This window comes from Pseudomonas sp. NBRC 111127 (assembly GCF_001320345.1).
Lineage (GTDB): Bacteria > Pseudomonadota > Gammaproteobacteria > Pseudomonadales > Pseudomonadaceae > Aquipseudomonas > Aquipseudomonas juntendi.
Window position 1 is genome coordinate 23,281 of sequence record NZ_BCBD01000042.1, and the last position, 13,782, is coordinate 37,062.

Below are 13,782 nucleotides of genomic sequence, written 5' to 3' on the forward strand. Positions count from 1 at the left end.
TTCCTTAGCGTTAGCGGTAATCGTTGAACAGGTCCGGGCGCGGCCCGGTGGATTCGCGCAAGACAATGCGCGGGGCGACGATGCGTTGCTCGGCCATGCCTTGCCGGGGTGTGCCGATGCGCGCCAGCAACAGCGAGGCAGCGCTCTCGCCCAGTTCGCGGATCGACTGGCCCACGGTGGTCAACGGCGGGTACACGTAGCGGCTGAGCTCGATGTCGTCGAAGCCGATCACCGACAATTCGCCGGGCACGTTGATATTGCGTTCGGCGGCAGCGCGCAGCACGCCGAAACCGATCATGTCGTTGCCCGCAAAAATGGCCGTAGGTCGCCGCCCCTGCAACACTTGCGCAGCGGCGGCATGGCCGCCCGGGCTGGTGAAGTCGCAGTGCAGCACACGGTCACTGTGCACCGGCGCCTGCGCCTCGGCCATGGCCCGATGAAAGCCGCGCAGGCGCAGCTGGGTTACCCCGGTATCGGCGGGGCCGCCGATATAGGCGATGTCGCGGTGCCCCAGGGCCAGCAGGTGCTGGGTCGCCAGGTAAGCGCCGTGCTCATGGTCGATGCGCACCAGGTCAGCGTCCACCCCTTCCAGCTCGCGGTCGACGATCACCATGGGCGTACGTACGCCGGCCAGGCTCTGCAGCAGGTCGCTGTCCTCGCCCACCGACGCCACCACCAGCCCGTCAATGCGCTTTTCCAGCAACACGCGCAGGTAGCTGCGCTGCTTTTGCGGGTTGTCGTCGGAGTTGCACAGAATCACGCAATAGCCGTTACGCTCACAGGCATCCTCGATGCCCCGCGCCAGCTCGGCAAAATAAGGGTTCACGCTGCTGGGCACCAACAGGCCGATGGTCGCCGTGCTACGAGCCTTCAGCGAACGCGCCACGGCACTGGGCACGTAGTCGAGTTCGACAATCGCGGCTTCCACTTTCTGCCGCACCTGCTCGCTGACCGGTCGGGTCTTGTTCAATACATGGGACACCGTGGTATAGGAAATACCCGCCAATGCCGCGACATCTTTGATGGTTGCCATGTTGTCAGTTCCGCCGGCCTGCACGCCGGCTACGGTAAGTGTCGAGCACCACGGCAATGACGATCACCGCCCCGGTGATGATGCGCTTGGTCGGTTCGCTGGCACCGATCTGCGCCAGCCCCGCGGCCAGCACGGAAATGATCAGCACGCCGAAGAAGGTGCTGATGACCGAGCCACGCCCGCCCATCAGGCTGGTGCCGCCGATCACCACGGCGGCAATGACCTGCAGTTCCAGGCCAGAGCCGGCATTCGGGTCGGCCGCTTCCAACCGGGAAATCTGGAACAGCGCAGCCAGCCCGGCCAGCAGGCCCATCAGCGCGAACACCAGCACTTTGTAGGGCCGTGGGTCGATACCTGCAAGGCGCACGGCCTCTTCATTGGTGCCGATGCCGATCAGGTAGCGGCCGAACACCGTGCGGGTCAGCACCAGGTGGGCCAGCACGATCACCAGCAAGCCGATGATGAACGCTGGCGAGATGCCAAAGGCGACCGGGTCGGAGAACCAGGCATAGGCATCGCCGATATAGGCGGTGCGCGAGTCGGTGAACTGGTAGGCCAGGCCACGGGCCATTTCCAGCACGCCGAGCGAGACGATGAACGACGGGATGCGCCAGGCCACGGTCACGCTGCCAGTGATGCTGCCGGCCAGCGCAGCCACGGCCATGCCCAGTAGCGCGGCGGGTAGCACGCCCCAGCCCCAACCGAGCATGGCCACGCTCACCGTCGACGCGGCCAGGGCCAGCACCGACCCCACGGACAGGTCGATACCGCCGATGATCAGCACGAAGGTCATGCCGACCGCCAGTACCATCAGGTCCGGGATCTGGTTGGCCAATGTGCTGAAAGTGTTGTACGACCAGAAGTGGCTGCTGAGGAACGAGAACAGCACGATCATCGCCAGCAAGGCGCCGGCCAGGCCCAGGTAGGTGCCCAGGCCATAATAGGAACCGTTGCGGCGCACGGCGGCGCCTTGGCTGTCGAGCGGTGTGGTTTTCATACGTCCATCCTGGGGGCTGCCTCATGCAGCAGAGCGTCACGTTTCTGATAACCGGCAAAGGCTGCCGCCAACAGTTGATCCTGCGTCCAGTGCTCACGGTCGAAGGTGTCGATCAGGCGGCCGGCAGACAGCACGGCGATGCGGTCGCAGATCAACATCAATTCGCGCAGGTCGCTGGACACCACCACCAGGGCCTTGCCTTGGCGTGCCAGCTCGGCCAGCAGGCCATAAATGTCGAACTTGGCACCGACATCGATGCCCCGGGTGGGCTCGTCGAACAGCAGCACCTGGCAGTCGCGCTCCAGCCAACGGCCGATCACGACCTTCTGCTGATTGCCACCAGACAGCTCGCCAACCACCTGTTGCGCACCAGCGCTGCGAATACGCATGGCCTGGATCTGGCGCTCGGCCAAGGCCCTTTCCGCCTCGCCGTCGAGCACGCCGGCCCGTGACACGGCGCCAAGGTTGCCCAAGGCAATGTTGGCGCTGATCGACTGGCTCAGCAGCAGGCCCTCGCCTTTGCGGTCTTCGGTGATCAAGGCTATACCTGCGCGCACGGCCGCCTTGGGCGAATCGATGGTCACCGGCTGCGGTGGCTGGCCCAATGCGATGCTGCCGCTGTCAGCACGGTCGGCGCCGTAGATCAGGCGCAACAACTCGGTGCGGCCCGCGCCGATCAGGCCGGAGATGCCGAATATCTCCCCCGCCCTGACCTCGAAAGATACCTCGCGCACCTTGTCGCTGCGGGTAAGCCGCTCGACCTTGAGCAAGGGTGCGCCAAGCTGCCGCCGGCCCAGGTCGATGTGTTCGCCCAGTTCGCGGCCCACCATGAGGTTGACCAGTTCGGCGCTGCTGTAGCGCTGGATGGGCTCGTCACACACCTGCCTGCCGTCGCGCAGTACGACGATCCGCTGGGCGACGCGCTGCAGTTCTTCCAGGCGGTGCGAGATGTACACGATGGCCACCCCGCGCGCGCGCAGGCGGTCGATCTGGGTGAACAGCAGCTCCACCTCACGCGCGGTCAGCATCGCGGTAGGTTCGTCGAAGATCAGCACGTGGCAGTCGCCGATCAGGTTACGGGCGATTTCGACCATTTGCTGGTGGCCGATACCCAGTTCGCCGACTGGGGTATCCGGGTCGATGGCATCGAGCCCGACCCTGGCCATGGCCGCCGTGGCCAACTGGCGCAGGCGTTTGTGGTTGATCCAGCCAAAACGGCTGGGCAGGTTGTCGAGAAACAGGTTTTCCGCCACGGTCAAGGTTGGCAGCAGGTTCAGTTCCTGCATGACCATGCGCACGCCAAGGCGCTCGGCCTCGCTGCGGCTGGCGGGGGCATAGGCCTGGCCGCGGTAGGTCATGTGCCCGGTGGTGGGGGTTTCCAGGCCGCTGATCAACTTGGACAGCGTGCTCTTGCCCGCACCGTTCTCGCCGGTCAGGGCCAGCACTTCGCCGGCCCGCAGGTTCAGGCTGACCTCGCCCAGAACCGGCTGGGCATAGGTCTTGCCAAGGCCGCTGGCAGCGAGCACCACTTCATTGGCCGATGCAGGCATGGCCGGTTCTCCTGGCAGGGTCGGGGCTACTTGGTAACGAGCTTGACTGGGGTCTGGATGACGTTGTCGGCATCCACGTCAGGCTTTTCGCCCTTGACCATTTTCAATGCGGCTTGAATACCGAATACGGCTTGCTGGCTGGCGGCCTGGTCAAGGGTGGCGAGCACGCGGCCATCGGCCAGCATCGGCTTGATGGCGTTGATATTGTCATAGCCGACCACTTGCACCTGGCCCGCCTTGCCGGCGGCACGCACAGCCGAAACCGCACCCAGCGCCATGCTGTCGTTACCGGCCAGCAGGGCCTTCAGGTCGGGGTATTCGTTGAGCATGGAAGCGGCGACGGCGTTGCCTTTGTCGATCTCCCAGTTACCGCTTTGGACCGAGACGATGTTCATCTTGGCGGCTTCCATGGCGTCCTTGAAGCCTGCGGTGCGCTGCTGGGCGTTGGTGGTGGTTGGCACCCCTTCGATGATGCCCACCTGGTCACCGGCCTTGAGCTTCTGTTGGGCCAGGTACTCGCCCACCATACGCGCGCCTTTGCGGTTGTCAGGGCCGACGAAGGGCACGCTGATGCCTTTGCTCTTGAGCAGCTCTGGGTCCAGGCGGTTATCGATGTTGATCACCACCACGCCTTTGTCCATGGCTTTCTTAACCGCTGATACCAGCGCCTTGGAATCGGCCGGGGCGATCACCAGCGCCTTGGCGCCGGCGTTGACCATTTGCTCGACGATGCGGATCTGTTCGCCAGTGTCGGTTTCGTTCTTGATGCCGTTGGCAATCAAATCGAACTCAGCGGCGTGGCTTTTCTGGTAGTCCTTGGCACCGTCTTCCATGGTGCGGAAGAACTCGTTGGCCAGCGATTTCATGACCAGGGCGACCTTGGGCTTGTCTTCGGCGTGGGCGGCAGAAAACGGCAAGGCAAGGGAGAGTGAGGAAACGACAGCGAGGGCCAGCAGACGACCGGGGAACGGCAGTTTCATGGACGATGACTCCGAATCTTGTTTTTTTATCGGATCGCAAACGTTTGCGGTACGTAACTATGGAAACAGTACCAGGGTTTGTCAAATCCGTTTTTCAGGTCAGCGGCCGAAACCGTTGGCGCTGATTATCCAGAATCTTTCCGCAAAACCGAACACCTTTTCCTACGCCTGTTCGGATTCTCGAATGGAACACTACCCCCGCAACGCACCCTGGTTCGCGCCGGGCTGCACTGCACCTGCTCCAACCTGCACTGCGGCCGTGGTTTCGGGGCTGCTGCGCACAGCACTGCAACACAAAGCGGTGCCTGCACCACTGCGCGCGCAAGCTGGTATGAAAGATGCCTTGCAAGCTGCGCGATTCAAAAACCATCTCATTTGGAAGAGAGCACAAGAACGATGAATGCCGCACTGAAAACCTTTGCCCCCAGCGCCCTCGCCCTGCTGCTGGTCCTGCCCACCGCCGCCTCGGCCAAGGAAGCCGAAACCCGGCAGAAACTGGCCAACGTGGTCATCCTCGCCACCGGTGGCACCATCGCCGGCGCTGGCGCCAGCGCCGCCAACAGCGCCACCTACCAGGCTGCCAAGCTGGGGGTGGACAAGCTGATCGCCGGCGTGCCGGAGCTCGCCGACATCGCCAATGTGCGCGGCGAGCAGGTGATGCAGATCGCCTCGGAAAGCATCAGCAACGATGACCTGCTGAAGCTGGCCAAACGCGTCGCCGAACTGGCCGACAGCAAGGATGTGGACGGTATCGTCATCACCCATGGTACCGACACCCTGGAAGAAACCGCCTACTTCCTCAACCTGGTCGAGAAGACCGACAAGCCAATCGTGGTAGTCGGCTCGATGCGCCCGGGCACCGCCATGTCCGCCGACGGCATGCTCAACCTCTACAACGCAGTGGCCGTGGCCGGCGACCAGCAGTCGCGAGGCAAGGGCGTGCTGGTGACCATGAACGACGAGATCCAGTCTGGCCGTGACGTGAGCAAGGCCGTCAACATCAAGACTGAAGCGTTCAAGAGCGCCTGGGGGCCAATGGGCATGGTCGTGGAAGGCAAGTCGTACTGGTTCCGCCTGCCGGCCAAGCGTCACACGGTCAACTCCGAGTTCGACATCAAACAGATCAGCAGCCTGCCGCAGGTGGACATTGCCTATGGCTATGGCAACGTGACCGACACCGCCTACAAAGCGTTGGCGCAACATGGCGCCAAGGCGCTGATCCACGCCGGTACCGGCAATGGCTCGGTGTCTTCACGGGTAGTGCCGGCGCTGCAGGAACTGCGCAAGGAGGGTGTGCAGATCATTCGCTCGTCGCACGTCAACCAGGGTGGCCTCGTGCTGCGTAACGCCGAACAGCCAGATGACAAGAACGACTGGGTGGTGGCACACGACCTGAACCCGCAGAAGGCGCGGATTCTGGCCATGGTGGCGATGACCAAGACCCAGGACAGCAAGGAGCTGCAGCGGATCTTCTGGGAGTACTGATACCCCAGCAACCTCAGCAGCCACAGGCTGCTGAGGCCCGCTTCACGGTTGCCTAGAGGGCCATGACCATTTCGTGCCAGGCCATGCCGCCGTGGTCGGAGGGCGAAGGCCGAACGTACTGGTAGCCCATCTTGCGGTACAGCTCGACATGCTGCTCCTTGCACATCAGGTGAATGGTCTGCTTGCCTTGCGCCTTGGTCCGCGCAATGAATTCGTCCATCAGCCGCTTGGCGTAGCCTTTGCCCTGGTGCGCGGGGTCCACCACCACCGACATGATCACCACATTGGCTGCCAGCGGGTCATGCCCGACCAACTCTTTGAACGCCTCGTCAGCCATCACCACGGCATGGGCACAGCCGCTGTTGATGAACCCCACGATGCCGCCCTGCTCTTCGAGCAACAGGAAGCCTTGTGGGTACTGGCTGATACGGGTGCGGATCTTTTCCAGGGTGGCCGCCTCGTCGCCCTCGTAGGCACTCACCTCAATCTGGTAGCAGCGCTCGGCGTCGGTCATGACGGGCTGGCGGAATTGCAGGTTGCTCATGGGCAGGCTCCGGGTAACAAAATGGCAAGCCGGCCATTCTAAACCGCTGGCTGGCATGCGCGCAGCCGTTGCAAGGCACTTTGGCCACAGCGCTCTGCCACCGCGAAGCAGTACGGCTCAACCGTACAGGTAGTCGATATCCTTGTAGGCCAGCGGCGGCACCTGGCCCATCAGGAAGTCACGCAGTTTGTGCATCTGCCGCGCCTTGGGGCTGGCCTTGAGCCAGGTCATGTAGTACCCGTCGCCGGTGGCCACGGCATGCTTGAATGGCGTAACCAGGCGCCCGGCCGCCAGGTCGGCACTGGCCAGTACCAGGTCGACGACCGAAATGCCCAGGCCCTGCTGGGCAGCCGAAATGCCTTGGTCCAGCGTGTCGAATACCTGCCCCTGGTCGATACTGATGTGCAGCGCGTCCATCCGCGCCAACCAGCGCCGCCAGTCGCGCCGGTCAGGGGAAGGGTGCAGGAACTCGCACTGCGGCAGGTCGCTGAGGGCTGGCTGCGCTTGCGCCATGTAATCGGGGTGGCATACCGGTATCAGCCACTCGTCGAACAGCTTGAAGCTGTCGATGTCGGCAGGGAAGCGCCCGCTGGCCAGAAGAATGGCGCAGTCGTAGGGCTCGGAATAGAAGTCGACGCTGTCGATGTCCATCCACACGCTCGACAGCTGCACACTGCAGTGGTCTTCGTGCTTCTTGAACGCATCCAGCGCCCGCAACAGCCAGCGTACGGTCAGCGTGGAAGGCGCCTTCAGGCGCAAGCCATAACGGTCCTGGCGCAACAACGCGCAGGCATTTTCGATGATCTTGAAGCCCACTTTCAGTTCCTGGGCCAGCACACGGCCATGCTCGGTCAGGCTCAGCTTGGGCCCACGGCGCTCGAACAGGTCGCAACCAAACATGGCTTCGAGGGTCTTGATGTGGTGGCTGACTGCACCCTGGGTCAAGGCAAGCTCCTCGGCCGCACGGGTGAAGGAGCCATAGCGTGACGCCACCTCGAAGGCACGCAATGCGTGCAGGGCCTGGATGCGTTCCGACATGGCGATATCCCGAGCATGAGTGAGACTAATAGTAGGTCATAGTTCCACGCGTTTTACAACGTGAAGTGCGTCTCGGAAAATGCAGGTAAAAAACAAATATAACCAAGATCCTGCCTGCATATGACTGGAACGTTCATTTAAATTCACGCCTGGGGAAATCATGTTTACGGGATATGGAAATTGCTATCGCCTGGATGCGCTAGAGCTCGCCGCTGAACATGGTCATGACATGCAACACTGGACGTACACCACCGTAGAACAATTTCGCACCATTCTCGCCAACCCCGAATTTCCGTGCCTGTTCGGCCGCAAGGCGGTAAACGGCGAAACCTGTTACATCCTGTTCGCACGCGCCGAGCAACTGGCGGATGATATCGCACAGGGCCTGGCCGATTATGTGCGCCTCATCGCACCTGTCACACCCCGGCAGCGCATCGGCAGCCCACTGGTGGTGTTTCTGCAGACGGCAGCCGACAGCAGCCTGAGCGAACAGCAGGCGCTGGCCTGGAAGGTGCTGCGCGGGGTGCATGCGCGCGACCCCCACCCCTGGCCACAGGGCATACCGACCGACCCCGCCGATACCGGCTGGTCGTTCTGCTACGCCGGCATGCCGCTGTTCATCAACATGAACTTCCCCGGCCACCAGCGCATGAAAAGCCGCAACCTGGGCCAGCACATCACCTTCGTCATCAACCCCCGGGAAAACTTCGACGAAGTGGCCGACACCAGCAGCGAAAGCGGCCGGCGCATCCGCGCGCGCATCCGCGAGCGGGTACACCACTACAACGATGGCGTCGTGCCCAACACCCTTGGCGCTTTTGGCGATGCCGACAACTACGAATGGAAGCAGTACCAGCTGCAGGAGGCAGGTTCGCTGAACCCGTCGCGCTGCCCGTTTCATACCCACACCGCACACCAGCCGACACCCGACATACTGATCGAGAACTGACCGTGAATACCGCACTCACCGCCACTTATGCCCTCACCGTCCTGCTGCTGATCGCCACGCCCGGCCCAGTGGTGGCACTGATCGTCAACACTGCGGCCGCTTCGGGCTCGCGCAAGGCCATGTTCACCGCCGTCGGCACCAACTGGGCGTCCCTGGTGCTGATTGGCGCAGCCGCCTGGATCATCCTCACCAGCGCGGCCATCGACAAGACCTGGCTCAACATCATGAGCCTGCTGGGCTGCCTGTTCATCGGCCACATTGCCGTGGGTACCCTGCGCGAGGCGCTGCAGGCGCCGGCTGCTGCGGCCTCGAACGTGGCCCCGGACGAGGCGGCCAAGCCCGGCCGTGGCGGGCTGCTGCAAGGGTTCATGGTGGGCATTTCCAACCCGAAGGACATCATCTTCTTCATCGCCTTCTTCCCGCAGTTCATCCAGATCACCGAGTCGTTCGGCAAAAGCATGGTGGTCCTGTCGCTGCTCTGGGTGGCCATCGACTTCGCCGTGCTCAGCCTGTACATCTTCGCCATCGGCAAGATCGCCTCGCAGCGTAGTAACCGGGTCATCAGCCTGGCGTCCGGCGTGGCGCTGCTGCTGATCGCCGCAGGCGGCCTGCTGTACAACCTGAAAGAACTGGCGGCCTGAAACTGCTGTGCACCCTACGGCGCCATTGAAGGAGCATTCATGAACACCACCCGCACCAGCCCGACTCCTTCGCCGCTGCCACAGGACTACCAGCGCTTTCTGCTGCGCGGCAGCCGCCGTGCGCCACACACCGTGCATGTGCACGAAACCGGCTACCGCTCCGGCACCATCAACACCGATGCCCTGGGCCTGCGCTACAGCCATTGCGCCGGCAAGCGCTTTTCTGCGGGCGAGCGTGGCGGGGCTTCGCGCATCAACTTGCTGGTGGGTGGCTCGACAGCCCTGGGCATCGGCGCCAGCTCCGACGAGCACACCGTGGCTTCGCACCTGTCGATGCTCACTGGCGAAGTCTGGCTGAGCCTGGCCGGCTGCGGGCTCAATGCCAGCCAGGAGCTGCTGTTGTTCCTGACCCACCAGCATCGCCTGGGCCAGCTCGGCCACGTGGTCGTACTCAGCGGCCTGAACAGCCTGGCCCACGAAGCCTTGTGCGAAGTGCTCGCCAGCCCCGCAGCGGCCCATGGCAAGGCTTACCAGGACTTTCTAAACAGCTTCAGCGAAGGCCTGCAGCCTGCCACCGCCGCCCGCCGGCAATCGTTGTGGCGGCGCATTGGTCAAGCCTTGGCGCCGCCGCCAGCCGAAGCCGTGGGCAGTTGGCCGCTATCCGCCCCGGAGAAGCGCCTGGCCCGCGCCGCCGACACCATTGGCCGCACGCTGCGGCAGTGGGACCGGTTGCTGGCCGACAGCCATGCCACCCTGACCTTCATCCTGCAGCCGTTGCTGCCCTGGTGCCGGGAAACCCTGCCTGCCGGTGAACAGGCCATGTTGGCGGCACTGGAGCAGCAGCCGGGCAACTTCGACCGGCTGCTCGAAGGCGCGTTCGACAGCCAACTGCACTCGGCGTTTTTCCGCCGCATCAAAAGCCAGGCCGATCCGGTCCCCTGCTACGACATGAACGGCATGCTCAGCAGCTCGCCCGTGTTCGGGGCAGATTTGTTCATCGATCGCCTGCACCTGAACGACCTGGGCAACAATGCCTTGGCCAAGGTGATCACCGCCAAGCTGGGCCTGGCCCAGGAAAAACACGCCCAACGTAATGTCACCCCTATCAGACTCGTCTGACATTTGCACAGCGGCCTTTCGGCCAGCCCCCTTGGCTGGCTAGAATACGTGGTCGTTCCGATTTCCCCGAGGCGCAATGCTTGACCGCCATGACCGTCGAAACCGTGCACTCTTACCTGGCCGCCCATGGGGTTCACCTGTGAGCCTGGCCATGCGCCTGCCCGCGCTGCTGGTTGCGTTACTGCCGCTGGCTGCCCAGGCGCTGGAGGTTAATATCGACCCGCATGCCGACCTGCTCTACCGCCAGGCGTTGCCATTGCTGGAACAGGCCGACAATCAGGAAGAAGGAAGCAGCACCCTGCGCACGTCGCTGGGCGCCGACCCGGAGCTCAGCCGCCAGGGGCAGGCAATGGCTCACACCTTGCCTACAGCGGTGGCCCTGTTGAAAAAGTCGGTCGAGCTGGGCCACCCGGTCGCCCAGTACCGGTTGGCCCTGTACTACATGACCTACCTTCCCGCGGCGCAGATCCCTGAAGCTGCCTGCCCGTTGCTCGAAGCCAGCCTCAAGCAGGGCTTTGCCGCACCCGCACCGGCCATCGCCACCTGGTGCCAGCCCTACAATGCCAGTAGCGATTACCGCACAGCCCTGGAGGCCATCCCCAGCATGGCCACCGTGTACGCCCCCTATTACCCGCAGCCTGCCACTCACCTGGCCTGCCGACGCAACCAGCCACAAGGCCTGGAAATGCTGTGGGGGCGCCAGCGTGACTACCAGGCCGAGGTGTACCGCCTGCTCAGCGAACTGGACCCACAGCACCGGTTGAGCCTGCTGCAGAAGGCGGTCGACATCAATGGCTGCGTGACAGCGCAGCAACACCTGACCCGGCACCCCTAGCCGGTGCCCGGGGGCATTACGGGCGCCCATGCCAAAAGCGCTGTCGACCAGCAAGATCGTTCAAGCCAACCCCCTGCCCGTCTGGCATGCTGGCCTGCCCTGTAAACGCATTGCAGACACCATGCCCACCATTGCTCGCCAAGCCTTTCTCCACGGCGCCATCGCCATCCTGCCGCTGTCCCTTGCCGTCGCCCCTTGGGGCCTGCTCGCCGGGTCGATGGCCATCGAGGCCAACCTAAGCCCTTGGCAGGGCCAAGGGCTGTCGGCCATCGTCTTTGCCGGCGCCGCGCAACTGGTGGCCATCGGCATGCTCAAGGGCGGCGCCAACCTGGCATCGATACTGCTGACCACTTTGCTGTTGACCTCACAGCACCTGCTGTATGGCCTGTCGATGCGCCCAGTGCTGTCCAACCAGCCGCTGCGCTGGCGGCTGGGCCTGGGCTTTCTGTTGACCGACGAATTCTTCGCCCTGACCAGCCAGTACGACCAGCAGCAGTTCAACCGCTGGTACGCGTTAGGGGTGGGCCTGACCTTCTACGTTGCCTGGAACCTGTTCACCCTGGCCGGTATCCTGCTGGGCCAGAGCATTCCACACCTGGACCAGTACGGGCTGGACTTTTCCATCGTCGCCACCTTCGTGGCCTTGATCGCGCCACTGGTGCGCAACCTCGCCACGCTGGCGTGCGTAGCCGTGTCGCTGGTCTGCTCGGTACTGTTCAGCTACTGGCACTGGGAGACCGCCCTGGTTGCCGCCGGGCTGCTGGGCATGAGCGCCGGTTTCATCTGCCAGAAATTTGCCGGAGCACGCACATGACCTGGGTGCTGATTTTTGCCATGGGGGCCATCGTGTTTCTCAACCGCTACGCGTTTCTGGAACCACGCCTGCCCTTACGGCTTAGCTCCAACGCGCGGCAATTTCTGGGCTTTGCCGTGCCGGGCATGCTCACGGCCATCTGCGGCCCCATCATTTTCCTGCCCGAGCACCAGCTCGAATTGAGCCTGCTCAACCCCTACCTGCTGGGCTCACTGGCGGCCATCACCTTGGTGCTGTTGACCCGCAGCGTAGTGCTGAGCATGCTGGTGAGCATGTTGATCTTTTTCCTCTTGCGCAGTTGGCTGGCATGAGCGGGGCACTGCGCGAGCAGACACACCTTTGGCAGGCGCCAGCGCTGGGCGACGTCGAGATGCTGCACGCGCGTTACGTTCAGCAGCGCTTCGCCCCGCACGTTCACGAGGGCTATGTGTTCACCGTGATCGAGTCCGGCGCCCAGCGTTTCTGGCACCGCGGCAGCGAGCACCTGGCACCGGTCGGCAGCATGGTGCTGATCAATCCGGACGAACTGCACACCGGCGCCACCGCTCACGAAGCAGGTTGGCGCTATCGCGGTTTCTACCCCGACCATGAACGGGTCACAGGGGTGCTCGAGGAACTGGAGCTGGGGCGTCACGGCATGCCCAGCTTCAAGGCCAGCGTGATCCAAGACCCGGCGCTGGCCGTTGCATTCAGCCAACTGCACCAGTTGTCCGAAGCCGGTGCCAGCGCCCTGCAGCAACAGACGGCCTGGCGCCAGGCGGTGCTGGCGCTGGTGCAGCGCCATGGGCAATGCGCGGCGCCTTCGCCCCCCGGCCAAGAGCCCCTGGCAGTGGCCCGCGCGCGCGAACTGCTGGAAAGCCGGCTGGCCGACCCGCCTTCGCTGGAGGCGCTGGCGGCGGCGGTCAACCTGTCGCCATTTCACTTCGCCCGGGTGTTTCGCCAGGCTACCGGCCTGCCGCCGCATGCCTGGCTCAAACAGCGGCGCCTGGCCCGTGCACGGGAAATGCTGAAAAACGGCCTGGTGGCGTCGCAGGTCGCGTTCGACCTGGGCTTTGCCGACCAGAGCCACCTGAGCCGGCAGTTCAAGCAGGCCTACGGCGTGCCGCCGGGCGTCTATCGCAGCGCCTGCCGGCCGGGCTGAGCTGTGGCACCTCGCCACAGGCAGGCCGCCTAGCCACTGCTACACTAACAGGGCTGAACGGAGGATCCTGCCATGTCCCAAAGAGAGCTCACCACCCTACTGTCGCTGATGAACCAGCGCCAGGCCTGCCTGAGTAGCGCGTGCAAGGAGATTGCCGACTGGATCGACCGGCAGGGCGATGTGCCCGCCGCAGGCAAGATTCGCGCGAGTTTACGGGCGCTGGAAGCCGACGAGGCGCAAGTCCGCAAGACCTTGACCTCGCTGACCCTCGACCGGCCACTGCCCAAGTTTCGCAGTTGACCGGCGCGCCAAGGCTACCTTGCTGAAACCTGTCAGTGCTGCATGTGCATGTGGTCGTGGCCGCCGCCCGCCTCGGCGGTGAGCGCGCGCACTTCAGCCTGCACTTCCACGGTTTCCTTGGCGCCTTTGGCGTCTTCGATGGTCAGGCTCAGCGGTACTTTCTCGCCTTCCTTGATCTGGCCGTTCAGGCCCATCAGCATCACATGCAGGCCATTTGGGTCCAGCGTAACGGCTTTGCCCGCGGGTAGCTCGACAGCCTTCACCTCACGCATGCCCATCACATCGCCGTTCATGGTCATTTCGTGCACCTGAACGGTCTTGGCAACTGGCGACGCCACGCTCACCAGCTTGCTGTC

The 13,782-nt window shown here is 63.7% G+C and carries 17 protein-coding genes; 10 read left to right on the forward strand and 7 right to left on the reverse strand.

The window, feature by feature from the left end:
* Positions 1-10: 10 nt before the first annotated feature.
* The 4 genes from APH30_RS10560 to APH30_RS10575 are packed head-to-tail and all read right to left on the reverse strand — an operon-like array spanning position 11 to position 4,560.
* Positions 11-1,033, reverse strand: a complete 1,023-nt coding sequence (locus APH30_RS10560) for a LacI family DNA-binding transcriptional regulator (protein WP_029884924.1) — start codon at positions 1,031-1,033, stop codon at positions 11-13.
* 4 nt (positions 1,034-1,037) lie between these two features.
* A complete protein-coding gene (locus APH30_RS10565) occupies positions 1,038-2,030 on the reverse strand; it encodes an ABC transporter permease (RefSeq protein ID WP_047149979.1) in 993 nt (330 codons plus the stop codon).
* Complete coding sequence (locus APH30_RS10570) at positions 2,027-3,580, reverse strand: sugar ABC transporter ATP-binding protein (RefSeq protein ID WP_054912496.1); 1,554 nt, start codon at positions 3,578-3,580, stop codon at positions 2,027-2,029. The genes APH30_RS10565 and APH30_RS10570 overlap by 4 nt, the downstream gene beginning before the upstream one ends.
* Before the next feature lie 26 nt (positions 3,581-3,606).
* Positions 3,607-4,560, reverse strand: coding sequence for a sugar ABC transporter substrate-binding protein (locus APH30_RS10575; protein ID WP_054912497.1), 954 nt, complete (start codon positions 4,558-4,560; stop codon positions 3,607-3,609).
* Here APH30_RS10575 and APH30_RS28705 point away from each other — a divergent pair.
* The gene (locus APH30_RS28705; RefSeq protein ID WP_156326429.1) at positions 4,559-4,960 is read left to right on the forward strand and encodes a hypothetical protein; all 402 of its coding nucleotides are present in this window, start codon (positions 4,559-4,561) and stop codon (positions 4,958-4,960) included. The genes APH30_RS10575 and APH30_RS28705 overlap by 2 nt on opposite strands.
* On the forward strand, positions 4,957-6,045 hold the full coding sequence (locus tag APH30_RS10580) for an asparaginase (protein ID WP_009685895.1): 1,089 nt from the start codon (positions 4,957-4,959) through the stop codon (positions 6,043-6,045). Before APH30_RS28705 ends, APH30_RS10580 begins: the two co-directional genes overlap by 4 nt.
* Positions 6,046-6,097: 52 nt before the next feature.
* Here the strand turns inward: APH30_RS10580 and APH30_RS10585 are convergent, their stop codons facing one another.
* Together APH30_RS10585 and APH30_RS10590 are read right to left on the reverse strand one after the other, a co-directional pair.
* On the reverse strand, positions 6,098-6,589 hold the full coding sequence (locus APH30_RS10585) for a GNAT family N-acetyltransferase (RefSeq protein WP_029884920.1): 492 nt from the start codon (positions 6,587-6,589) through the stop codon (positions 6,098-6,100).
* 117 nt (positions 6,590-6,706) lie between these two features.
* Positions 6,707-7,627 carry a LysR substrate-binding domain-containing protein gene (locus APH30_RS10590; protein WP_029884919.1) on the reverse strand — a complete coding sequence of 307 codons (921 nt, stop codon included), beginning with the start codon at positions 7,625-7,627 and terminating at the stop codon, positions 6,707-6,709.
* Between the two features lie 160 nt (positions 7,628-7,787).
* Between APH30_RS10590 and APH30_RS10595 the strand changes: the two genes are divergently transcribed.
* From APH30_RS10595 to APH30_RS10630, 8 genes are all read left to right on the forward strand, one after another.
* Positions 7,788-8,576 carry a YqcI/YcgG family protein gene (locus APH30_RS10595; RefSeq protein WP_054912498.1) on the forward strand — a complete coding sequence of 263 codons (789 nt, stop codon included), beginning with the start codon at positions 7,788-7,790 and terminating at the stop codon, positions 8,574-8,576.
* 2 nt (positions 8,577-8,578) lie between these two features.
* Positions 8,579-9,217 carry a LysE family translocator gene (locus APH30_RS10600; protein WP_054912499.1) on the forward strand — a complete coding sequence of 213 codons (639 nt, stop codon included), beginning with the start codon at positions 8,579-8,581 and terminating at the stop codon, positions 9,215-9,217.
* Positions 9,218-9,256: 39 nt separating this feature from the next.
* A complete protein-coding gene (locus APH30_RS10605; RefSeq protein ID WP_054912500.1) occupies positions 9,257-10,336 on the forward strand; it encodes a hypothetical protein in 1,080 nt (359 codons plus the stop codon).
* A gap of 139 nt (positions 10,337-10,475) precedes the next feature.
* Entirely contained in the window at positions 10,476-11,171 is a 696-nt protein-coding gene (locus tag APH30_RS10610) for a hypothetical protein (RefSeq protein WP_029884916.1), read from the forward strand.
* Positions 11,172-11,292: 121 nt separating this feature from the next.
* Complete coding sequence (locus APH30_RS10615; protein WP_054912503.1) at positions 11,293-11,985, forward strand: AzlC family ABC transporter permease; 693 nt, start codon at positions 11,293-11,295, stop codon at positions 11,983-11,985.
* Entirely contained in the window at positions 11,982-12,296 is a 315-nt protein-coding gene (locus APH30_RS10620; protein ID WP_009685903.1) for an AzlD domain-containing protein, read from the forward strand. Before APH30_RS10615 ends, APH30_RS10620 begins: the two co-directional genes overlap by 4 nt.
* The gene (locus APH30_RS10625) at positions 12,293-13,126 is read left to right on the forward strand and encodes an AraC family transcriptional regulator (protein WP_054912501.1); all 834 of its coding nucleotides are present in this window, start codon (positions 12,293-12,295) and stop codon (positions 13,124-13,126) included. Before APH30_RS10620 ends, APH30_RS10625 begins: the two co-directional genes overlap by 4 nt.
* A gap of 72 nt (positions 13,127-13,198) precedes the next feature.
* Positions 13,199-13,426 carry a hypothetical protein gene (locus APH30_RS10630; RefSeq protein ID WP_029884913.1) on the forward strand — a complete coding sequence of 76 codons (228 nt, stop codon included), beginning with the start codon at positions 13,199-13,201 and terminating at the stop codon, positions 13,424-13,426.
* Positions 13,427-13,458: 32 nt separating this feature from the next.
* On the opposite strand, the gene APH30_RS10635 is transcribed toward APH30_RS10630, so the two are convergent.
* Positions 13,459-13,782 (reverse strand): copper chaperone PCu(A)C (locus tag APH30_RS10635; protein ID WP_054912502.1); only part of this gene is annotated, 324 nt, incomplete at its 5' end.

Coding starts and splice junctions, on each gene's coding strand:
- APH30_RS10560 (WP_029884924.1), bottom strand. CDS start 1,033: ATGGCAACCATCAAAGATGTCGCGGCATTGGCGGGTATTTCCTATACC.
- APH30_RS10565 (WP_047149979.1), bottom strand. CDS start 2,030: ATGAAAACCACACCGCTCGACAGCCAAGGCGCCGCCGTGCGCCGCAAC.
- APH30_RS10570 (WP_054912496.1), bottom strand. CDS start 3,580: ATGCCTGCATCGGCCAATGAAGTGGTGCTCGCTGCCAGCGGCCTTGGC.
- APH30_RS28705 (WP_156326429.1), top strand. CDS start 4,559: ATGGACGATGACTCCGAATCTTGTTTTTTTATCGGATCGCAAACGTTT.
- APH30_RS10575 (WP_054912497.1), bottom strand. CDS start 4,560: ATGAAACTGCCGTTCCCCGGTCGTCTGCTGGCCCTCGCTGTCGTTTCC.
- APH30_RS10580 (WP_009685895.1), top strand. CDS start 4,957: ATGAATGCCGCACTGAAAACCTTTGCCCCCAGCGCCCTCGCCCTGCTG.
- APH30_RS10585 (WP_029884920.1), bottom strand. CDS start 6,589: ATGAGCAACCTGCAATTCCGCCAGCCCGTCATGACCGACGCCGAGCGC.
- APH30_RS10590 (WP_029884919.1), bottom strand. CDS start 7,627: ATGTCGGAACGCATCCAGGCCCTGCACGCATTGCGTGCCTTCGAGGTG.
- APH30_RS10595 (WP_054912498.1), top strand. CDS start 7,788: ATGTTTACGGGATATGGAAATTGCTATCGCCTGGATGCGCTAGAGCTC.
- APH30_RS10605 (WP_054912500.1), top strand. CDS start 9,257: ATGAACACCACCCGCACCAGCCCGACTCCTTCGCCGCTGCCACAGGAC.
- APH30_RS10615 (WP_054912503.1), top strand. CDS start 11,293: ATGCCCACCATTGCTCGCCAAGCCTTTCTCCACGGCGCCATCGCCATC.
- APH30_RS10620 (WP_009685903.1), top strand. CDS start 11,982: ATGACCTGGGTGCTGATTTTTGCCATGGGGGCCATCGTGTTTCTCAAC.
- APH30_RS10625 (WP_054912501.1), top strand. CDS start 12,293: ATGAGCGGGGCACTGCGCGAGCAGACACACCTTTGGCAGGCGCCAGCG.
- APH30_RS10630 (WP_029884913.1), top strand. CDS start 13,199: ATGTCCCAAAGAGAGCTCACCACCCTACTGTCGCTGATGAACCAGCGC.